The sequence below is a fragment of the Kitasatospora sp. NPDC030952 genome, from assembly GCF_055571335.1.
In genome coordinates, this window is the sequence record NZ_JBVIFM010000002.1 from 245915 (window position 1) to 267099 (window position 21185).

Below are 21185 nucleotides of genomic sequence, written 5' to 3' on the forward strand. Positions count from 1 at the left end.
CCGAGAGGCCTTCGATTGCCTCTCCGGCCTGACCGGTGGTCAAACCTGTTCGGTTACGCGGAATGTGCGAGGGTTTTCGCACGGTAACCGATCGCAGAAAGTTCCGCGCACGACTCCGCGGGCCGCGTCGGAGTGGCACGCGACCGTTTGCGGAGAAGCACACGGAAGAATTGACGGGAATCCCGAGTCGGCGGCATGGGTATCGCCGCGCAGTCCCGGCCCCGGACCGGGTTTCAGGATTCTCAGTTAACACGGGCACCGTCGACAACGCCGCCCCCGGGTTCACCACCAGCATGATTTGCCCTCAGAGACATGTCAACAGGTCTCTTCCGGTCAGCGCCGTCTCCCCGACGATCACCGGCCACTTCGCCGGCGGCACCCGTGGACACCTGCTGTTCCACCGTCAAAGGCCATCTGTTGCACGTGAGTTAGCGACTTCTCCGATCCTGGGTGGAACACCCGTCGGTTTCGTCCTCCGGACACCCACCGCCCTGGTCCGGCCCGCCCGGCGCACCCGCTTGGCCGAAATCCTTCCTTCCGGTAGAAACTTGTCCGGACCTCGGGCGGGACCGGTCCGCCTCTGGCAGGATGATCAGTCCGACCGGGGCGGCCCCGGGTGGACTCCCGCGCCGGCCGTCCGACTGTTCCACGTCACCGAACCCGCCTGCGGCGCAAGCGACTTCCGCCCTGCCCGCACGCACCCGCCGGCCCCGTCCGTGCTCTCCCGCCCCCCGGTCCCCGTTCCCGACCCGGCCCCCATGACTGCCGAGGAGAACGCATGGCAGACCGCGCCCGAAGCGCGCCGTACGGCACCTGGCCCTCCCCCGTCACCCCCGCCGACGTGGTGCGCAGCGGGGTCCTCGTCGAGTGGGTCGGCTTCCTGGGAGCCGACCCCTGCTGGACGGAGGTGCTCCCGGAGGACGGCGGCCGCAACGCCCTGATGCGGCGCGGCCCGGACGGCAACGCCGTCCAGGTGCTGCCGCCCGGCTGGGACGTGCGCAGCGGCGTCATCGAGTACGGCGGCCGGCCGTGGACGGCGGTGTCCGACCGGGCCGACGACGGGGTGGTCTTCAGCCACCGCGGCGACCAACGGCTCTACCGGTGGTCCCCCGGCCGGGAGCCCGTCCCGCTGAGCCCCGAACCGCCGGCCGGCACCCAACTGCGCTACTGCGACTTCGCGGTGCGCGGCTCCGAGGTGTGGTCGCTGCGCGAGACCGTCCTGGACGAGGCCGGCACCGAGGTCCGACGCCACCTGGTGGCCCTGCCGCTGGACGGCGGCGCGGCCGAGGACCCGAAGGCCGTCCGCGAACTGGCCGCCACCCACGCCTTTCTGACGGGGCCACGGCTCTCGCCCGACGGCGGCCGGGTCTGCTGGCTGGGCTGGGACCACCCGAACATGCCCTGGGACGGCAGTGAGCTGATGGCCGCCGGCATCCGCCCCGACGGCACGCTCGACGAGCCGGTCCGGCTGCTGGGCGGCGCCCGCGAGGCCGTGGTGCAGGCCGACTGGGCGGCCGACGGCTCGGGGCGGCTGTACGCGGTCTCCGACCCGGAGGGCTGGTGGAACGTCCACGAGCTGGGACCGGCCCTGGGGCCGGACGGCGTGGTGCGCGCGCTCCACCCGGCCGAGGAGGAGTTCGGCGAGGCCCCGTGGCGGATCGGCCTGCGCTGGCTGCTGCCGCTGCGCGACGGCACCCTCGCCACCGTCCACGGCACCGGCCGGCGCCGGCTCGGCCTGCTCGCCCCCGACGGCGGGCTGACCGACCTCGACCTCCCGTACACCGAGTGGTCCTCGGTGGCCACCGATGGCCGGCGGATCGCGGCCGTGGTGGCCGGTCCGGAGCACCGCCGCACCGTGGTGCTGGTCGACCCGGCCCGGGGCACCGCCGAGGTGGTCCGGGCACCGCTGCGGGCCCACGAGGAGTACGCCTCCCGCCCGGTGGTGCGGACCTTCCAGGGCCCGGACTCCCCCGTGCACGCCTACGTCCACCCGCCGTACCACCCGGAGTACCGGGGGCCGGCCGGCGAGCTGCCGCCGTACCTGGTGTTCGTCCACGGCGGGCCCAACAGCCGCAGCCAGCCGGTGCGCAACCAGGAGTTCAGCTACTTCACCAGCCGGGGCATCGGCGTGGTGGACGTCCAGTACGGCGGCTCCAGCGGCTTCGGCCGGGCCTACCGGGAGCGGCTGCGCGGCCGCTGGGGGCAGGTGGACGTCCAGGACTGCGCGACGGCGGTGCGCGCCCTGGTCGCCGAGGGCCTGGCGGACCCGGCCCGGATCGCCATCCGCGGCGCCAGCGCCGGCGGTTGGACGGCGATCCTGTCGGCGCTCGCCGAGCCGGAGCTGTACCGGGCGGCCGGCCTCTACTTCCCGGTGCTGGACCCGGTCACCTGGCGCACCGGCGGCACCCATGACTTCGAGTCCCGGTACACGGACGCCCTGATCGGCCCGTGGCCGCAGCAGCGCGCCGCGTACGAGGAGCGCTCGCCGGTCCGGCTGGCCGAGGGCCTGGACGTCCCGGTGGTGCTGTTCCAGGGCGAGCTGGACGGCATCTGCCCGCCCGCCCAGGCGGAGCGGCTGGTGGACCGGCTGGTCCGGGCCGGGCTCCCGCACACCTACCTGCTGTTCCCCGGGGAGCGCCACGGGTTCCGCCGCCGGGACACCGTGGTGCGCTGCCTGGAGGCCGAACTCGACCTGTACGGGCGGACGCTGGGCTTCGACCCGGCGTGACCGGGGCGTGCACACGGCTGAGCCCGCGGACCCACCCAGGGTCCGCGGGCTCGGTTGCCCCAGTGCGTCAGAGGGTGTCGAGCAGCCGGCCGGCCCGGTCGAGGGTCTCGCGGAAGTTCTCCTCGGTGGTCCGCTCGCGCGCCTCGGCCACCGTGAGCCACTCCAGCGGCGACTCCGGGTTCTCCGGCCGGGCGCTCTCCGGCGTGCCGGTGGCCAGCAGGAACCGCAGGTCCGCGTGCTCGTGCGCGGGCTCGCGGGGCGAGGCCGGCACCGGCACCACGGTGAGGTGCACCAGGGTGGCGTCCGGCCACGGCACCAGGTCGGTCAGGTGGGTCTCCTCCAGGCCCTCCCGCAGCGCGATCTCCAGCGGGAGCGTCTCGCCCGGGTCGCCGTGCCCGCCGACCTGCAGCCAGGCCTGCTGGCGGACGTGCCAGCGCAGCAGCACCCGCTTGGTCTCCGGGTGGACGATCAGGGCGGAGGCCGTGAAGTGCAGCGGGGTCGCGCGGTCCCAGGCGTCGGGCTTGCCGACCAGGCCCAGCAGCCGCTCGTGGTCCGCCGTCTCGGCCGCGCCCTGGGGCCGGTAGCCGCCCAGCAGCTCGGCCAGGCCGGGGGTCTGCGTCCCGCTCGTCATCCTCAGCACTCCTCGTTCCGTCCGGCCGTTCCGTCCGGCCGTTCCATCCGGCGTTCCACCGGGCCGTCTCATCCGGCCGTTCCGTCGATTTCACGTCATCGGCCGCGCACCGCAGGGCCGTTGGACCCGTTCGCGTCCCGCGTGGGGCGAACGGGCCCACCCTACCCGGTGATCACGGCGGGACGCTCGGTGAGCACCGCGGGACGGCTCGCCCGGGGGGTGTTGCGGCTGGCCAGGAAGCGCACCTCGCCCGCCGTCACCACCGCCGAGATGCCGGGCATGTCGCCGATCGCCAGGGCCTCCAGGGCGGTGTCCGCGGCCGAGCCGCGCGGCGCGTCCAGGAGCACGAGGTCCGCCTCGTCGCCCGCCCGCAGCCGTCCGGCGGGCAGGCCCCAGACGTCGGCGACGTTGCCGGTGGCGAGCGCCCAGACCCGGGCCGGCTCCACCGGTCCCAGCGCGGACAGCTCCACCACCGTCTTCAGCACCGCCAGCGGGATCACCCCGAAGCCCGAGGGGGTGTCCGAGCCCAGCACGATCCGCTCCAGCGCACCCTCCTCCACGGCCCGCCGGACGATCCGCAGGCCGGCCCGGAGGTTCCCGGCCTGGACGATCTGCAGCGCCATCCGGCTCTCGGCCAGCAGCCGGTCCACGGCGGCGTCGGGCAGCGCGGTGGGGCCGCCGTTGGCGTGCCCGCAGACGTCCGGGTCGAGCGCCAGCAGGTCGTCCGCGCCGAGCGAGGCGGAGCCGGCGGCGCTGGCGCCCCCGGCGTGGCACATCACCGTCAGGCCGTGCGCCTTCGCCCAGCGGATCTGCTCGACGCCGTCCACGGCCTTCTCGTAGGCGCCGAAGCCGAACTTCGCCAGCCACACCCCGCAGCTCGCCAGCTCCGCGAAGTCGGCCTCGTCCAGGGTGGGTTCGAGCAGCACGTTGCCGGCGTGCACCCGCATCCCGCCGGGGCGGAAGTTGTCGTACGAGGCCCGGGCGGCGACCGCGAGCGCCTTGACCCCGGCCCGGTCGCGCGGACGGCCGGGGACGTGCACCTCCCCGGCCGAGATGGTCCGGGTGATGCCGCCGTGGACGTACCCCTCCAGGTAGTCCACGGCCTTCTGCCGGGGCGAGTAGTCGCCGAAGGCGACGTGCCCGTGCGAATCGATCAGGCCGGGCGCCACCGTGGCCCCGGCCGCGTCCAGGACCCGGTCGGCGGCGGCCAGGCCGTCCGCCAGGTCGGCGGCCCGGCCCACCGCCGTGATGCGGCCGTCCACGCACAGGACGGTGTCCGCGCCGTCGACCAGCGGAGCGGTGAGATCACCGGAGACCACACACCCGGCCCCCGTGACTGCCAACGTGCCCATGTCGTCTTCCTCTCCTCGTCCCGTCTCACACCGCTGCGAAGCGCTCGGGCCGGAACGCCGCCGCCAGTTCGGACGGCTCGCCCAGCACCTCCCGCGCGACGATCTCCCCGAGCACCGGCGCCAGGGTGAGCCCGCTGTGGGTCACCACCACGTACAGCGAACGGGCCCCGGGCACCCAGCCCAGCACGCTCATGCCGTCCGCCGGCATCGGGCGGACCCCGACGAAGGCGTCCTCCACCGTGATGTCCGCCCCCGCGGTGCCGGGCAGCACCTCGGCGAGGCGCCCGAGCACCTTCTCCGCGGCGGCCGGGCCCTGGCTCTCGTCGGTCAGCTCCTCGTCCACGTCGTGGCAGTGCAGCACCAGCCGCCCGCCGCTGTGCGGACGGATGCTCAGGTGCGGCGCGTGCAGCACCCGCTCCACCCGGACGGGCACCGGGGAGGTCCGCACCAGCAGCCCGCGCACGGTGACCCCGGAGTCGTCCCCCGGCTCCACCAGCGGCACGTCCGCGCCGGCGTGGCCGAGCAGCTCCCGGGTGCCGCGCCCGGCGCAGCCGACCACGGCGTCCGCCTCGATCTGCTGCCCGGAGGCCAGCCGGACGCCGCGCACCCGGTCGGTGCCGAGCAGCCCGGTGACGGCGTCCCCGATCCGCAGCCGGACGCCCAGGCTCCGGGCCCGCTCCTGGACGGCCGAGACCAGCCGGTCGCTGACCACGTGGGCGTCGTCCGGGTAGTACCACAGCGGCCCGTGCAGGCCGTCGAGCGCCAGGCCCGGCTGGAGTTCGCGCCGGACCCGCTCGGCGTCCAGCTCCTCGACCGGGTAGCCCTTGGCCCGGTAGCCGTCGGCGATGCCGGCCAGCCGCCGGGCCCCCTCCGCGCTGTCGGCCCAGTGCAGGTTGCCGCGCCGGAAGAACCAGGGCTCGCCGCCGGTGGCGACGGCCAGCCGCTCGTGGGCGCGCAGGGCCTCGGCCGAGAGCCGGTAGTAGGGGTCGAACCCGTTGTCCACCGCGTTGACCCAGCCGAAGCCGTGGGCGGAGAGCCCCTCGGCGGGCTCCCGGGCGTCCACCAGGACGACCTCGGCGCCCTGTTCGGCCAGCCGCAGGGCGACGCAGCTGCCGATCGATCCGGCTCCGACGACGACGATCCTGGTCACCGCTGCTCCTCCTTGCCGAGCGCCGTCCCGCACAGGTAGCCGCCGACCAGGGCCGGCCCGAGGGTACCGCCGGAGCCCGGGTAGCCCGGGCCCATCACCGGCGAGGTGACGTTCCCGCAGGCGTACAGCCCGGGGACGGGCGTGTCGTCGTGCCGCAGCACCCGGCCGCGCTCGTCGGTGACCAGGCCGCCCTTGGTGCCGAGCATGCCCGGCTCGACCCGGACGGCGTGGAACGGCGGCTCGACCAGCGGCGCCAGGCACGGGTTGGGCTCGTGCAGCGGGTCGCCGTAGTAGCGGTCGTGGCTGGTCCCGCCGCGGCCGAAGGCGGTGTCGACGCCCCGGACGGCGTCCGGGTTGAACACGGCCAGGGTCTCGGTCAGGCCCTGCTCGTCCACCCCGATCAGCCGGGCGAGTTCGGCGGGGGTGTCGGCGCTGGTGTACCAGCCGGGCACCGGGCCGCCCGGCTGCGCGCCGGCGATCGGGTAGGTGCGGCGGAACGCCTCGTCGAAGACCAGCCAGGCGGGCAGGTTGGGGCGCTCGTGCCGAGTGGGGTCGAAGGCCAGGAAGGCCTTGGTGACGTCGTTGTAGTTGACGGCCTCGTTGACGAAGCGCCGGCCGTGCCGGTTGACCAGGATCGAACCGGGCAGGCAGCGCTCGCCGACCAGGTGCCGGGACATCGGCACCCCGTCGTACTCCTCGCCCTGGCCGGACACCGCGGGCACCCACCAGGCCTGGGACATGGTGCCGAGCGCCGCCCCCAGGACGGTCGCCATCAGCAGGCCGTCGCCGTGGTTCCACGGCGGGCTGACCGGGCGCGTCCCGGCCAGCCCGAGGTGGGCCCGCTTGAGCCGCTCGTTCCACTCGAAGCCGCCGGTGGCCAGCACCACGCCGGCCCGCGCCCGGTACTCGACCGGGCCGTCCGCGCCCTCGGCCCGGACGCCGACCACCCGGCCGTCCTCGACCAGCAGCTCGCCGGCCCGCACCCCGGTCTCGAAGGCCACCCCGCGGTCGTCGCAGGCCGCCACCAGGCCGGCCACCAGCGCGGCGCCCACCGTGACGACGCCCTCGGCCTTGCGGCGGGCGACCAGCTCGTGGTCGTAGCGGCCGGGGATCTGCCAGCGGTGCCGCTCGTCGTAGGTGACGGCGTCGAAGTGGCTGCCCTTCCTGATCCGCTCCAGCAGGCCGGGGCGGTCGGCGGTCGGGAACGGCACGTTGTCGAGGGTGCGGCCGACGTCCCGGGCGCCGGGCCAGTCCGAGTGGTAGTCGGGCCGGTCGATCGGGAACAGCCGGACGGGCGTCTCGGCGTGCAGGTAGTCGACCACCCGCGGCGCCGCCTCGACGTACTGCTCCAGCCGCCACCGCTCGACCTCGCCCTCGGTGACGAGTTCCAGGTAGCGCAGCGCGTCCTCGGCGGAGTCGGGCATGCCGTGCTCGCGCATCACGGAGCTGTCGGGCACCCAGATCATGCCGCCGGACACGGCGGTGGTGCCGCCCAGCGCGGGGGTGCGTTCGAGGACCAGCACCCGGTGCCCGGCGTCGGCGGCGCGGCAGGCCGCCAGCAGTCCGGCACCGCCGGAGCCGATCACCAGGGAGTCGGTTTCAACCTGTCGCACGGCAGTCCAATCCTCAGGGGTCGAGCGGGCTCGGGACGGGGAGGTGGTCAGAGCAGCGGGGCGGGCCGGTAGCCGGACGCCTCGGGGTGGCGGGCGGCGAGTTCCTCGATCCGCGCCACCACGGCCGCGACCTGGTCGGTGGCGGCGCCGGTGAAGCCGATCCGGTCGGCCAGCAGGGCGTCCAACTGCGCGCGGTCCAGCGGCAGTCGGTCGTCCGCGGCGAGCCGGGCCAGCATGTGGTTGTCGCCGCCCTCGGAGCGCATGTCCAGGGCCGCGCCGACGGCGTGCTCCTTGATGACCTCGTGCGCGGTCTCCCGGCCGACGCCCGCGCGCACCGCCGCCATCAGGATCTTGGTGGTGCCCAGGAACGGCAGGTAGCGCTCCAGCTCGGCGCCGACCATCGACGGGAAGACGCCGAACTCGTCCAGCACGGTCAGCAGCGTCTCCAGCATGCCGTCGAAGGCGAAGAAGGCGTCCGGCAGCGCGACCCGGCGCACCACCGAGCAGGACACGTCGCCCTCGTTCCACTGGTCGCCGGACAGCTCGGCGGCCATCGAGGCGAACCCGCGCAGCACGATCATCAGGCCGTTGATCCGCTCGCAGGAGCGGGAGTTCATCTTGTGCGGCATCGCCGAGGAGCCGACCTGGCCCTCCGCGAAGCCCTCGGTCACCAGCTCGTCGCCGGCCATCAGCCGGATCGACTTGGCCAGCGAGGACGGGCCCGCCGCCAGCTGCACCAGCAGGCTCAGCACCTCGTAGTCGAGCGAGCGCGGGTAGACCTGGCCGACGCTGGTGAGGCGGTGGGCGAACCCGAGGTGGCCGGCCACCCGGTCCTCCAGCTCGGTGAGCTTCCCGGTGTCGCCGCCGAGCAGGTCCAGCATGTCCTGGGCCGTCCCCATCGGGCCCTTGATGCCGCGCATCGGGTAGCGCTCGACCAGCTCCTCCAGCCGCACCAGGCCGGCCAGCACCTCGTCCGCCACGGTCGCGAAGCGCTTGCCCAGCGTGGTGGCCTGGGCGGCCACGTTGTGCGAGCGGCCGGCCATCACCAGCTCGGCGTGCTCGGCGGCCAGCGCCCCCAGCCTGGTCAGCAGCGCGACGCAGCGGCCGCGCACCAGCAGCAGGCTCTCCCGGATCTGCAGCTGCTCGACGTTCTCGGTGAGGTCCCGGGAGGTCATCCCCTTGTGGATGTGCTCGTGCCCGGCCAGGGCGTTGAACTCCTCGATCCGGGCCTTCACATCGTGCCGGGTGACCCGCTCGCGCGCCTCGATGGAGGCGTGGTCGATCCGGTCCAGGACCTTCTCGTAGTCGGCCACCACGCCGTCCGGGACGGCTATGCCGAGGTCGCGCTGGGCGCTCAGCACGGCCAGCCACAGCCGGCGCTCCAGCACGATCTTGTGCTCGGCCGACCAGAGTTCGACCAGCTGGGGCGAGGCGTAGCGAGCGGCCAGGACGTCGGGGATGTCGGTCTTCATTGCCCTGCTTTCGGGTGGGGTGTCGTCCGCGCGGTCTTCCGCACGGCGTCTTCCGGGGCCTCCGGTGCGGTGGGGCTCCGGGTCCTCCGGGGCCTCCGGTGCGGTGGGGCTCCGGGTCCTCCGGGGCCTCCGGTGCGGTGGGGCTCCGGGTCAGGAGACCTCGGTGGTGGTCAGGCCCTGGTTGTTGGCCCGGGTGAACCAGAAGTCCCGGATCAGGCCGCGGTTCTTCAGCTCCCAGGCCCACCGCTCGGCGTCCTGCGGGCGCCGGGTGAAGGCGAAGCAGGCCGGGCCGGTGACGCTGAGCGCGATCGCGTCCACCGACGGGGCGGCCCGGCCGGCCTCCAGCACGCTCTGCACCGCCTCGCCCTGGAAGGCGATCTGCGCCTGCTTGAAGTGGCCGGTGAAGGTGATCTCGTTGACCGCCGCGCAGAACGCGTCGAAGTCCTGCTCCAGGACGGCCGGGGCGAGCCCCATGAAGACCAGGTGGGAGGTGCGCCAGGACTCCTCGGCCGGGATCGGCGTGACCGAGTGGAACCAGTCCAGCTCCTCCTGGCCGCCCAGGTGGCGACCGTGGGTGAGCAGCACCAGGATCGGCCAGTCCGGGAAGTCCAGCCGGACCACCGGCTTCGGCGGCGCCACCTGCTGGGCGAAGCGGCTCGGCCGCAGGTACTTCTGCGGCTGCTCGGCGAAGTCCGGCGGGTTGACGTGGCCGCCGTCGACCAGGAAGCCGCCGTACGCGGACAGCCCGGTGCTGGCGCCCGAGGTCCGGCCGCGGCCGAGGACGCGGGCCACTTCCCGCTGGTCCGGCTCCAGCCCGCACAGCCGTCCGTAGGCCTGGCCGACGGCCAGCAGCGTGCTGGTCTTGGAGCCGAAACCGCTGTGCTGGGGCAGCGCTTCGAGGACGTCGACCCGGGCGGCCGGACCGTCCCACAGCTTGCGCAGGGTCTCCACGGCGGCGGTCAGCTCGCGCGCCGTCTCCTCGGCGGTGCCGGTCACCGCGACGATCCCGTCCGCGGCCTCCCGCACCTCGGCGGTCAGGCCGGGCCGGTCGACGGCCATCGCGGCGATGCCGTTGCGGCGCTGCGAGCTGCCGTCGAGGCTGATCAGGGTGAAGCTCAGCCGGGCCGGAGCGGACACCCGGACGGCACCGCTTCGGTCGGGTCGGTCAAGTGCCATGGTGGGACCTCCGGTTGATCGTCGATCACGGTCACGGGCGCGCCGGTCCGCACGCGGAACACGGGGTCCGGGGGGTCGCTGGATTCGGGGGCATGGCCGGTCGTCGGCGCGTCACGCCCCTGGGGCGTGTCCGGGGCAACCGGAAGCGGCTGCGGGGCCCGCGGCGATGCAATCTTGGACCGGTTCCGGACGCACCGTCAATCACCGCATTCCGTCGGACCGCTCCTCACCTGGGGTGTCACATCCGCGATCGCCGATTCGTCTCAGGAGTGGAAGCCGATCATCGCGATCGCAGGTCGCGACCACCGAAACGGAGGCCACCAGTGGCTACGCGGAAGGTCAACGAATCCCTGACCCGGGTCGGACCGGGCACGCCCATGGGCCGGATGCTCCGCGAGTACTGGCTTCCGGTGATGCGCAGCGAGCGGCTGGCCGAGCCCGGCGGCGCGCCCGTCCCGGTCGAGCTGCTCGGCGAGAAGTACGTGCTGTTCCGCGGCGCGGACGGCCGGGTCGGCTGCTTCGACGAGGCCTGCCCGCACCGCGGCGCCTCGCTGGCGCTGGCCCGGAACGAGGACTGCGCGCTGCGCTGCGTCTACCACGGCTGGAAGTTCGACGTCTCCGGCAAGGTGCTGGACACCCCGTCGGAGCCCGAGGACGGCGGCCGGTTCGCCTCCCGGGTCTCGCTCAAGCACCACCCGGTGGTGGAGGCCGGCGGCGTCATCTGGGTGTGGCTCGGCGGCACCGGCCGGGAGCCCAACCCCTTCCCGGCGTTCCCCTTCACCAAGCTCCCGGCCGAGCAGGTCTTCGCCACCGTCGCGCTGGTGGACTGCAACTGGTTCCAGGGCGTCGAGGCGGACATCGACTCGGCGCACGTCTCACTGCTGCACGAGACCGAGGCCCGCAACGGCCCGCTGCGCGACCTGCTGGACGACACCGCCCCGCGCGACGAGATCGACGAGCAGCCGTACGGGCTGCGCTACGCCGCGATCCGCTCGCTGTCCTCCGGTGACTCACTGGTGCGGATCAAGCCGTTCGCCATGCCCTGGTACACCGTGGTGCCCGAACTGCCCACCGGTGACCGGCTCTGGCACGCCTGGGTGCCCGTCAACGACCACCAGACCATCATGTGGTACCTGTGGTGGAACGACGACAAGCCCGTCGACCCGACGTACTTCGCCGGGCAGTTCGGCCTCGACCTCGACCGGCTGAACCCCGACAACATCCGCGAGGGCTACACCCGCGAGAACCTCTGGGGCCAGGACCGCGCCGCGATGGCCGACGGCCGCAGCTTCTCCGGCATCCGCGGCCTGGTGCTCCAGGACGTCGCCGTGCAGGAGAGCATGGGCCCGATCGTCGACCGGACCATCGAGAACCCGGGCAAGAGCGACCGCGGCATCGTCCGCGCCCGCCGCTACATGCTGGACGCCCTCGACACCCACGCCAACGGCGGCACCCCGCCCGGGCTCGGGGCCGACGCCGACTACGGCAAGGCGACCTCCGCCAACATGGTCGTCCCGGAGGGCACCGACTGGCGCGGCCTGGTCTCCTGAGGCCGGCCCGCCCGGCCCGCCCAGCCCGCCCAACTAGCCCAACTCGCCCAGCCCGCCCAGTCACTTCGCCGCCACGCCACTCGGAGGAGGATCTGCCATGGCCCACGTGCTGTCCATCTCGGGAAGTCCGTCCGCGACGTCCCGCACCACCGCCCTGCTGCGCCACCTCGGCACCCGTCTCACCGCCCACGGCCACCGGGTGACACCGTTGGAGGTCCGGTCGCTGCCGGCCGAGGCGCTGCTCGGCGCCGACCCCCGGCACCCCGCCATCGCGGCGGTGGCCGGACTCGTCGAGTCGGCCGACGGGATCGTGGTCGGCACGCCCGTCTACAAGGCCGCCTACTCCGGTCTGCTGAAGTCCCTGCTCGACCTGCTGCCGCAGTACGCCCTCGCCGGGAAGGTGGTGCTGCCGCTGGCCACCGGCGGCAGCACCGCGCACGTCCTGGCGATCGACTACGCGCTGCGCCCGGTGCTCACCTCGATGGGTCCCGCGCAGGTCACCCCCGGATGGTTCACCCTCGACCGCGAGATCACCGTGCGGGAGGACGGCACGGTGGCGGTCGCCGAGCCGGCCGCCGACGCCCTGGCCCAGGTCACCGACCAGTTCTCCGTCGCCCTCGGCGGCCGCGCCGCGCTGTCCGCGGCCTCCGCCTGAGCCCGCCCCTATCTGTTGGAGTCCCTGTGAAGCGCTGGTCCACCAAGGACTTGGAAATCCTCCGCCCGCCGGCCGACGGCCGCCCCGGTGACGGCATCCTCACCTTCACCGACCGCTACTCGGTGTACGACTTCGGCGTGATGCCGGACGAGATCCCCGGCAAGGGCATCGCCTCCGCCACCATGGCCGTGCACTCCTTCGGGCTGCTGGAGGCGGCCGGCATCGCGACCCACTTCGTGGAGCAGGTCGACGAGCGCTCGCTGCGCATCCGGCTGCTGGACATCGACCTCGCGGGCCGCAACGCCGCCACCGGCCCGGCCGGGATGATCCCGCTCCAGGTGGTCTACCGCAACGCGCTGCCGCGCGAGTCGTCCGTGCACCGCCGCACCGCCGCCGGCACCCTGGACCGGGCCCTGGTGCCCCCGTACGGCGCCGACGGCGCACCCTGGCTGGCCGCCCCGATGGTGGAGTTCACCACCAAGTTCGAGGAGACCGACCGCTTCGTCACCGCCGAGGAGGCGGCCCTGGTCGGCCGGGTCACCCCCGGCGACCTGGCCGGGATCGCCGAGCTGACCCGCACCGTCGCCGGGGTGCTGACCGCCCACGCGGGCACGGTCGGGCTGCGGCTCGCGGACGGCAAGGCCGAGTACGGCTTCGACGAGCACCGCCGTCCGCTGCTGATCGACCACGTCGGCACCCCGGACGAGAACCGCTTCTACTTCCACGGGACCCCGGTCTGCAAGGAGTTGCTGCGGCTGCTCCACCCCGGACTGCGCGACCAGGTCCAGGCGGCCGTGCGCAACGGCACGCCGCGCTCCCAGTGGCCGCGGCCCGAGCGCCTGAGCGCCCGGTTGGTGACGGCCACCGCCGAGGTCTACCAGGCGCTCACCGCGCTGTGGCTCGGCGGGCGCCCGGACACCCCGAAGCCCGAGCAGCGGCTCACCGCGGCCGTCGAGGAGTTCCACGCCGCGCTGCCCGAACCGCAGTTGCTGGAGCGGGTCGGGCTGGTCGGGGCATCAAAGAACTAGGCTATAGCTCATGGGAGTTGGGGACGTGATCGAGCCGGGCGAGGTGACCGCCGCGCTCCGCCACGCCGGGGTCGGGGCCGACGGCTCCACCCGGCGCAGAGCGGAGTACTCCAGTGACGCCTCGCTCTACCGGATCGTCCCGGCCGCCGTCGCGTTCCCGCGCGACGCCGAGGAGGTGGTGGCGGCACTGGAGGTCTGCCGCTCGCTCGGCGTTCCGCTGACGGCCCGGGGCGCCGGCACGTCGATCGCCGGGAACGCGGTCGGCCCCGGCATCGTGCTGGACTTCTCCCGCCACCTGAACCGGGTGCACTCGATCGACCCGGAGGCCCGAACAGCGGTGGTGGACCCGGGAGTCGTCCTGGACGACCTGCAGCGGGCCGCCGCCCCCCACGGGCTGCGCTTCGGCCCCGACCCGTCCACCCACAGCCGCTGCACCATCGGCGGGATGATCGGCAACAACGCCTGCGGCTCCCGCGCGCTCGGCTACGGGCGCACCGCCGACAACGTGGCCGAACTGGACGTGGTCACCGGCACCGGCGAACGCCTCACCGCCCGCAGGGGCGCGGACCCGACCGGCTCGCCCACCCTCACCGCGCTCTCCGGCGTGGTGCGGGAGCGGCTGGCCGTCATCCGCACCGAACTCGGCCGGTTCGGGCGGCAGGTGTCCGGCTACTCCCTCGAACACCTGCTGCCGGAACGGGGTTTCGACCTCCCGGCCGCCCTCACCGGCTCCGAGGGCACCCTCGGCGTCCTGCTCGGGGCCCGGGTACGGCTCACCGCCGTCCCGGCCGCGACCGCCCTGGCGGTGCTGGGCTACCCCGACATGGCGGACGCCGCCGACGACGTCCCCCGACTGCTGCCCTGCGCACCGGTCGCCGTCGAGGGCCTGGACCGGCGCATCGTCGACATCGTCCGCGGACTGCGCGGCGCCGCCGCCCTGCCCCGACTGCCGCGCGGCGGCGGCTGGCTGCTGGTCGAGGTGCCCGGCGACACGGCGGCCGAGGCCCGGGCCGGCGCGGCCCGGGTGATCGCCGCCGCCGGGGCCCTGGACTCCCGGCTGATCACCGACCCGGCGGAGGCCGCGGCGCTCTGGCGGATCCGCGAGGACGGCGCCGGCCTGGTCGCCCGCACCGGCCGCGCCCACCCCGGCTGGGAGGACGCCGCCGTCCCGCCCGACCGACTCGGCGCCTACCTACGGGAGTTCGAGGCCCTGCTGACCGAGCACGGCCTCACCGGCATCCCGTACGGGCACTTCGGCGACGGCTGCGTCCACGTCCGGCTCGACTTCCCGCTCGAACGGCCGGGCGGCCCGGCCGTGTTCCGCTCCTTCCTGGAGCAGGCCGCGCAACTGGTCGGCCGGCACGGCGGTTCGATGTCCGGCGAGCACGGCGACGGCCGCGCCCGCGGCGAACTCCTCCCGCACATGTACTCCCCCGCCGCGCTGGAGGCCTTCGGCGCGGTCAAGGCCGTCTTCGACCCCGACGGCCTGCTCAACCCCGGCGTCCTGGTGCACCCGGCCCCGCTCGACGCCGACCTGCGGATCCCCGCCGCCGCCCCGCTGCGCACCGGCCTCGCCCTCGCCCACCAGCGCGACGGCGGCGACTTCACCCGGGCCGTCCACCGCTGCACCGGCGTCGGCAAGTGCCGCGCCCCCAGCCCCGCCCCGGACTCCGTGATGTGCCCCAGCTACCTGGCCACCCGGGACGAGAAGGACTCCACCCGGGGCCGCGCCCGGGTGCTCCAGGAGATGGTCAACGGCACCCTGGTGCGGGGCTGGCAGGCCCCCGAACTCGCCGAGGCCCTGGACCTCTGCCTGGCCTGCAAGGGCTGCTCCTCCGACTGCCCCAGCGGCGTCGACATGGCCGCCTACAAGGCCGAGTACCTCCACCAGCGCTACCGGGGCCGGCTGCGCCCCGCCTCCCACTACTCGCTCGGCCTGCTCCCGTACTGGGCCCGGCTCGCCGCCCTCGCCCCGGGGCTCACCAACCGCGCCCTGGCCGGGCCGCTCGGCCGGCTGGGCCGGCGGGCCGCCGGGGTGGACCCGCGCCGGGACCTCCCGCGCTTCGCCCCCCGGACCTTCCGCCAGTGGTTCGCCGCCCGCCCCCGGCCGGCCGCCACCGGCGAGCCGGTGCTGCTCTGGGTCGACACCTTCACCAACCACTTCGCCCCGCAGGTCGGCCAGGCGGCCGTACGGGTCCTCGAAGGGGCCGGCTACCGGGTGCGGATCCCCGACCGGCAGCTCTGCTGCGGCCTCACCACCATCAGCACCGGACAGCTGGACCTCGCCCGCCGCACCCTCGGCCGCAGCGTCGCCGCCCTCGCCCCGCACGCCGAGGCCGGCGTCCCGGTCGTCGGGCTGGAGCCGTCCTGCACCGCCGTCTTCCGCGGCGACGCCGCCGAACTCCTGGGCGCCACCCCGGCCGTGGCCGCCGTCGCCCGGGCCACCCGCACCCTGGCCGAACTGCTCACCGACACCCCCGGCTGGACGCCCCCGCCGCTCACCGGCACCCAGGTCCTCGCCCAGCCGCACTGCCACCACCGCGCCGTCCTCGGCTGGGCCGCCGACCGCGAGCTGCTCACCCGGGCCGGCGCCACCGTCCGGGCGGTGGACGGCTGTTGCGGGCTGGCCGGGAACTTCGGCGCCGAACGCGGCCACTACGAGACCAGCGTGCAGGTCGCCGAAACCTCGCTGCTGCCCGCCGTGCGCGCCGCCGGCGCGGACACCGACCTGCTCGCCGACGGCTTCTCCTGCCGCACCCAGCTCGACCAGCTCGCCCACCGCGAGAGCCTCCACCTCGCCGAACTACTGGACCGCAGATGACCACCAAGCGCCCCCTGCTGATAGGCACCGTCACCCTCGACTACCTCCACGAGGGGCCGGTCGGCCGCGCCCTGCCGCCCGCGGCCCTGCGCTGGGGCGGCGTCATCCACAACGTCGCGTGTGCGATGGCCGCCCGCGGCAGCGACCCGCTGTTCCTCACCGCCGACTACACCGGCGACCTCGCCCCCGCCGTGGCCGCGCACCTCGCCGCCCACGGCGTCGACCGGATCGCCCTGCCCGTCCCGACCCCGCTGCCGCTGTTCGAGGCCCAGCTGGTGGACGGCTCGGTCGTCGACAAGCACTTCGTCGGGCAGGAGGCGCTCGACCTGCTCACCCCCGAACTGCTCAGCACCCGGCCCGAGTTGTTCGACCAGGCGTCGGTCATCGTGTCCGGCACCGACGGCCACCCCGCCACCCTGGCCTGGCTGGCCGCCACCGCCCGCGAGCGCGGCGTCCCGTTCTGGCTGCTCTCCGCCGACCCGACCGAGGTCCACAAGCTGGTCCCCGACGGCGAGCAGGCCGCCTTCGTCTCGCTCAACGCCCGCGAACTCTCGCTCTGGGCCGGCACCGAGCTGCCCGGACTCCCCGAGCCGTCCGGCCTGCCCGGGCTGGCCGAGCACGGGGCGATCGCCGCCGCCCGCAAGCTCGTCACCGCCGACGGCCATGCCCTCGTCACCCTCGGCGCCCAGGGCTCGGTGCTCGTCCCCGGGGACGGCGGCGACCTGCTCCACCAGCCCGCCCCCACCATCAACGGGCAGCCGCTCACCGTCGGCGCCGGCGACATCCTGTTCGCCTGCCTGCTCGCCGCCCGGCTCGCGCCCGCGCCCTGGGCCGAGGCCCTCCGGGAGGCCGCCGCCCTCACCACGGCGTACCTCACCACGTCGACGTACGCCGCGCTGCGGTCGTAGAGGGTGCTCAGAACGCGTCGTCGGGGATCTCCACGGCGGTCCGGTCCAGGCTCTCCAGGAGCCGGAACTGCGCCTCCGTCCTGGGTAGTTCATGGCGGAAGAAGAACCGGCAGGCGTGCCGCTTGCCCTGGTAGAAGGGGCGGCCGCTGCCGCCCTCGGCGGCGAGCAGCTGCTCCAGCCACAGCCAGGCGACCACGGTGTGGCCGACCGCCTCCAGGTAGACGGTGGCATTGGCCAGCGCGGTCTCCGGATCGCCCGTCGCCCAGAGCCGTTCGGTGACCTCGACGACGCGCCGGACGGCCGCGTCCAGCCGCGCCGCGTACTCTCCGGCCTCCCCGCCGAGGGCCTCGGCCCGGGCGACCGTCGCCGCGACCGTCCCGGCCAGCAGGCGCAGCCCCGCCCCGCCGTCCATCACCACCTTGCGGCCGAGCAGGTCCAGCCCGTGGATGCCGTGGGTGCCCTCGTGGATCGGGTTGAGCCGGTTGTCCCGGTAGAACTGCTCCACGGCGTACTCGCGGGTGTAGCCGTAGCCGCCGTGCACCTGGATGGCGAGGCTGTTGGCCTCCAGGCACCACTGGGAGGGCCAGCTCTTGACCACCGGCGTGAGGACGTCCAGCAGCAGCTTGGCGCGGGCCCGGTCCTCCGGCGTCGCGCCGGTGCGCTCCTCGTCCAGCAGCCGACCGGCGTACAGCACCAGCGCCAACGCCCCCTCGGCGTAGCACTTCTGGGCCAGCAGCATCCGGCGGACGTCGGCGTGGGCGATGATCGGCACCTGCGGAGCGGCCGGGTCCTTGGCGCCGACCGGACGGCCCTGGGGGCGGCTGCGGGCGTACTCCAGGGCGTGCAGGTAGCCGGTGTAGCCGAGGGCGGCGGCGCCCAGCCCGACGCCGATCCGGGCCTCGTTCATCATGTGGAACATGTGGGCCAGCCCGTGGTGCGGTTCGCCGACCAGGTGCCCGACGGCGCCCGGCTCGCCGCCCGGCCGGTGCACGCCCTCACCGAAGTTGAGCAGGGTGTTGGTCGTCCCCCGGAAGCCCATCTTGTGGTTCAGCCCGGCCAGGACGACGTCATTGCGCTCCCCGGCCGTACCGTCCGCCCCGACCAGCACCTTGGGCACGATGAACAGCGACAGCCCCTTCACCCCGGGCGGCCCGCCGGGGATCCTGGCCAGCACCAGGTGGACGATGTTCTCGGACAGCTCGTGGTCGCCGCCGGAGATCCACATCTTGTTGCCGAACAGCCGGTAGGTGCCGTCCGCCCGCGGCTCGGCCCGGGTGCGCAGGTCGGCCAGCGAGGAGCCGGCCTGCGGCTCGGACAGGCACATGGTGCCGAAGAACCGGCCCTCCAGCATCGGCCGCACATAGGTGTCGATCTGGTCCCGACTGCCGTGCGCCAGCAGCAGGTTGGCATTGCCGGCGGTGAGGAACGGGTATCCGGACGTCGCCGGGTTCGCGGCCTGGAACCAGGCGAAGCAGGCGTTGGCGACGACGGAGGGCAGCTGGCCGCCGCCCACCTCGTGGTCCATCGCGCTGCCCAGCAGCCCGGTGCCGGCGAAGACCGTCAGCGCCTCCTTCACCTCCGGGATGAGGTGCACCCGCTCCCCGTCGAACCGCGGCTCCTCCGCGTCGTTCCTCCGGTTGTGCGGCGCGAAGTGCCGGGTGGCGACCTGCTCGCTCAGCTCCAGCGCGGCGTCGAAGGTCTCCCGGGAGTGCTCGGCGTACCGCTCCCGCCCGGTGAGGGCGGCCACGTCCAGCCACTCGTACAGCAGGAAGTCGAGGTCACGGCGGGACAGCAGCAGGGACGTCATCGGGCGCGCCTTTCGGGGGGTGGTGGGAGCGGGCCACGGCCGGACTCCTTCTTACCCCTCGAAGATCCGGAAGGGAACGCCTCCTCTCCGGAGAGCCCGGCGGCCACGCCGGGCTCTCCGGGCTCCGGGCGCGGGTTCAGGCCTGGCGGCGGGTGGCGATGACGACGGCGCCGAGGACGCAGGCGCCCGCGGCGGTGGCGTAGGCGAGGTGGTAGCCGGTGAGCTGGTCGGTGCTGGTCGCGGCGACCAGGACCATCACCGCCGTACCGACGCCGGCGCCGATCTGCTGGGTGACGACGTTCACCGCGCCGGCGACGGCGTGCTGTTCGGCGGGGACGCCGGTGAGGCCGGCCGAGGTCATCGACGGGAAGTTGAGGCCCTGGCCGATGCCGCTGATCACCAGGCCGGGCATCACGTGCAGGAGGTAGTTGCCCTCGTGCGGGGTGGTGAGCCAGAGTCCGGCGCCGACGCCGATCAGCACCAGGCCGACGGCCATCAGGGCGCGCGGGGTGTAGCGGGCCAGCAGGCGGCCGGTGGCGAAGTTGGCGGTGAGGAAGACGGCGGCGGACATCGGGACCAGCGCCAGGCCGGACTCCGAGGGCGAGTAGTGCAGCATGCCCTGGAGGTACAGCGGCGCGAAGAACAGCAGTCCGACCGAGCCCATGTACTGGAGGAAGGCCGCCAGGCTGGCGGAGCGCACCGAGGCGAGCCGGAAGAGGCCGAGCGGCAGCACCGGGTCGGCGGTGCGGCTCTCCCGCACCACGAACAGCACCAGGCAGAGCACCGCGGCGCCGAGCACCGCCCAGGCGGTGGCGCCGTCGGTGCTGACGCCGACCACGAGCAGGGTGAGGCCGAGGGTGCCGGACACCGCGCCGGGCAGGTCGAGCCGGCCGCTGTGGCCGGTGCCGTCGGGCAGTCCGACCCGGGTCACGGCGAGCACCGCGACCCCGAGCAGCACCGAGAACCCCAGCACCGAGCGCCAGCCGAGGAACTGGGTCAGCACACCGCCCAGCAGCACGCCCCCGCTGAAGCTGGCGGCGCCGACCGCCGCGTACACGCCGAGGGCCCGGTTGCGGGCCGGGCCGGCCGGGAAGGTCTCGGTGAGCAGGGCCAGCGCGGCGGGCCCCGAGAGGGCGGCGCCGATGCCCTGGACGGCGCGGGCGCCCAGCAGCACCCCGATGTTCGGTGCGATCGCCCCGACCAGTGCGGAGGCGGTGAACAGGGCGATGCCGACCTCGAACACCCGCCGCCGGCCGAGCACGTCGGCGAGTCGGCCGCCGACCAGCAGGAAGCCGGCGAAGGTGACGGCGTAGGCGGTCATCACCCACTGGAGGGTGCTGTCGTGCAGCTGGAAGCGCTCTCCGACGGAGGGCAGGGCGGCGTTGAGCACCCCGAGGCCGCTCACGTCCAGGGCGAGTGCGCCGGCGAGCACTCCGAGGGCGAGTCCTGGTCGGCGCAGCGGCGCGACCGCGGTGTCGGTCATGCCGCTCCGCCCTCTCCGTGCCGGCCGTGCTGACCGTGCTGACTGGTACGGGCATCGCGGGGGGTGGACGCCGGGTGGTGCGGGGGGCGTTCGGCTAAGGACCGACCGGGCCGGGCTGACGCCGTCTCAATGTTCTCAACTGCCATGCTGATCAGACTGCAGTGGTCACGCAACTGCTGTCCACCCCGCCCGGGCCCGAACTGCCACTCGTTCCACCTCCGTTGGGGCGCGACCGACCGGCCGGCGGCCGGCCGTCCGCTGACGGATGGCTGACATCCGACTGACGGCGGGCTCCGGATGACGGGTCGTGGGCGGCTGGTTCGCTCCGGTGCGCGTGAACCTGTCAGCCGTTATCCTCCGTGACCCGCCCGCCACCGCCCGCCCGATCCCCGGGGGTGCCGCTGACCTGGGCGGCCGACCCCGGCGGGCAGCCGGGCGCGAGGGCTCGGGCCGGGCGGGAGGGTGGTCCGGCTTGGCCGAGGATGCGTGGTTTCGGCCGGGTGATCCGAAAGATTCCGAAGGATTCTGCGCAGTTTTCGCGCCTGAAGAGAATGATTCAGACACGTTCGAGGTCAGAACCCGCCACTGCCTCAGCCGACCCTCAAAGTGCGCTTGTCTCACCATTCACAGGGTGGCACTCTGATGTGTGCAGATCAGGTAAGCATCAGGCAATCCGGCCCCATTTAATCCGCATACTCGTTGCCCTCACCTCAGCGACCATGCGTTCCCGCCCGCCCGGTTCCCCACGGCGGATGAAGCGACCAGCGCCACGGATTCCCGCGCCCCAGCCGCCCCCGGCCCGCCCGCGCTT

General features: G+C 74.3%; 14 protein-coding genes. 6 read left to right on the forward strand and 8 right to left on the reverse strand.

The window, feature by feature from the left end; genetic code table 11:
• Nucleotides 1-778 precede the first annotated feature (778 nt).
• Nucleotides 779-2728 carry an alpha/beta hydrolase family protein gene (locus ACZ47G_RS05955; RefSeq protein ID WP_465740236.1) on the forward strand — a complete coding sequence of 650 codons (1950 nt, stop codon included), beginning with the start codon at nucleotides 779-781 and terminating at the stop codon, nucleotides 2726-2728.
• Between the two features lie 67 nt (nucleotides 2729-2795).
• Here ACZ47G_RS05955 and ACZ47G_RS05960 read toward each other — a convergent pair whose 3' ends face one another.
• From ACZ47G_RS05960 to ACZ47G_RS05985, 6 genes are all read right to left on the reverse strand, one after another.
• On the reverse strand, nucleotides 2796-3359 hold the full coding sequence (locus ACZ47G_RS05960) for an NUDIX hydrolase (protein ID WP_465740237.1): 564 nt from the start codon (nucleotides 3357-3359) through the stop codon (nucleotides 2796-2798).
• 161 nt (nucleotides 3360-3520) lie between these two features.
• On the reverse strand, nucleotides 3521-4711 hold the full coding sequence (locus ACZ47G_RS05965) for an amidohydrolase family protein (protein WP_465740238.1): 1191 nt from the start codon (nucleotides 4709-4711) through the stop codon (nucleotides 3521-3523).
• 25 nt (nucleotides 4712-4736) lie between these two features.
• The gene (locus ACZ47G_RS05970) at nucleotides 4737-5861 is read right to left on the reverse strand and encodes an NAD(P)/FAD-dependent oxidoreductase (protein ID WP_465740239.1); all 1125 of its coding nucleotides are present in this window, start codon (nucleotides 5859-5861) and stop codon (nucleotides 4737-4739) included.
• Nucleotides 5858-7474, reverse strand: a complete 1617-nt coding sequence (locus ACZ47G_RS05975; protein WP_465740240.1) for an FAD-dependent oxidoreductase — start codon at nucleotides 7472-7474, stop codon at nucleotides 5858-5860. Before ACZ47G_RS05975 ends, ACZ47G_RS05970 begins: the two co-directional genes overlap by 4 nt.
• 47 nt (nucleotides 7475-7521) lie before the next feature.
• On the reverse strand, nucleotides 7522-8946 hold the full coding sequence (gene purB / locus ACZ47G_RS05980) for an adenylosuccinate lyase (protein WP_380462787.1): 1425 nt from the start codon (nucleotides 8944-8946) through the stop codon (nucleotides 7522-7524).
• 150 nt (nucleotides 8947-9096) lie between these two features.
• Nucleotides 9097-10122, reverse strand: a complete 1026-nt coding sequence (locus ACZ47G_RS05985) for a beta-ribofuranosylaminobenzene 5'-phosphate synthase family protein (RefSeq protein ID WP_465740241.1) — start codon at nucleotides 10120-10122, stop codon at nucleotides 9097-9099.
• A gap of 323 nt (nucleotides 10123-10445) precedes the next feature.
• Between ACZ47G_RS05985 and ACZ47G_RS05990 the strand changes: the two genes are divergently transcribed.
• The 5 genes from ACZ47G_RS05990 to ACZ47G_RS06010 all read left to right on the forward strand — a co-directional run bounded on the left by ACZ47G_RS05990 (nucleotide 10446) and on the right by ACZ47G_RS06010 (nucleotide 17084).
• Nucleotides 10446-11672, forward strand: coding sequence for a Rieske 2Fe-2S domain-containing protein (locus tag ACZ47G_RS05990; RefSeq protein ID WP_465740242.1), 1227 nt, complete (start codon nucleotides 10446-10448; stop codon nucleotides 11670-11672).
• Nucleotides 11673-11769: 97 nt separating this feature from the next.
• Nucleotides 11770-12327: an NADPH-dependent FMN reductase gene (gene ssuE / locus ACZ47G_RS05995; protein WP_465740243.1), complete on the forward strand. Its 558-nt coding sequence runs from the start codon at nucleotides 11770-11772 to the stop codon at nucleotides 12325-12327.
• A gap of 26 nt (nucleotides 12328-12353) precedes the next feature.
• The gene (locus tag ACZ47G_RS06000) at nucleotides 12354-13355 is read left to right on the forward strand and encodes a phosphoribosylaminoimidazolesuccinocarboxamide synthase (protein ID WP_465740244.1); all 1002 of its coding nucleotides are present in this window, start codon (nucleotides 12354-12356) and stop codon (nucleotides 13353-13355) included.
• Between the two features lie 10 nt (nucleotides 13356-13365).
• Entirely contained in the window at nucleotides 13366-16176 is a 2811-nt protein-coding gene (locus tag ACZ47G_RS06005; RefSeq protein ID WP_465740245.1) for an FAD-binding and (Fe-S)-binding domain-containing protein, read from the forward strand.
• Nucleotides 16173-17084 (forward strand): PfkB family carbohydrate kinase, encoded by a 912-nt coding sequence (locus tag ACZ47G_RS06010; protein ID WP_465740246.1) that lies wholly within the window; start codon nucleotides 16173-16175, stop codon nucleotides 17082-17084. The genes ACZ47G_RS06005 and ACZ47G_RS06010 overlap by 4 nt, the downstream gene beginning before the upstream one ends.
• Nucleotides 17085-17091: 7 nt before the next feature.
• Here the strand turns inward: ACZ47G_RS06010 and ACZ47G_RS06015 are convergent, their stop codons facing one another.
• Together ACZ47G_RS06015 and ACZ47G_RS06020 are read right to left on the reverse strand one after the other, a co-directional pair.
• A complete protein-coding gene (locus ACZ47G_RS06015) occupies nucleotides 17092-18891 on the reverse strand; it encodes an acyl-CoA dehydrogenase (protein ID WP_465740247.1) in 1800 nt (599 codons plus the stop codon).
• Nucleotides 18892-19027: 136 nt separating this feature from the next.
• Nucleotides 19028-20374: an MFS transporter gene (locus ACZ47G_RS06020; RefSeq protein ID WP_465740248.1), complete on the reverse strand. Its 1347-nt coding sequence runs from the start codon at nucleotides 20372-20374 to the stop codon at nucleotides 19028-19030.
• Nucleotides 20375-21185: the final 811 nt, after the last annotated feature.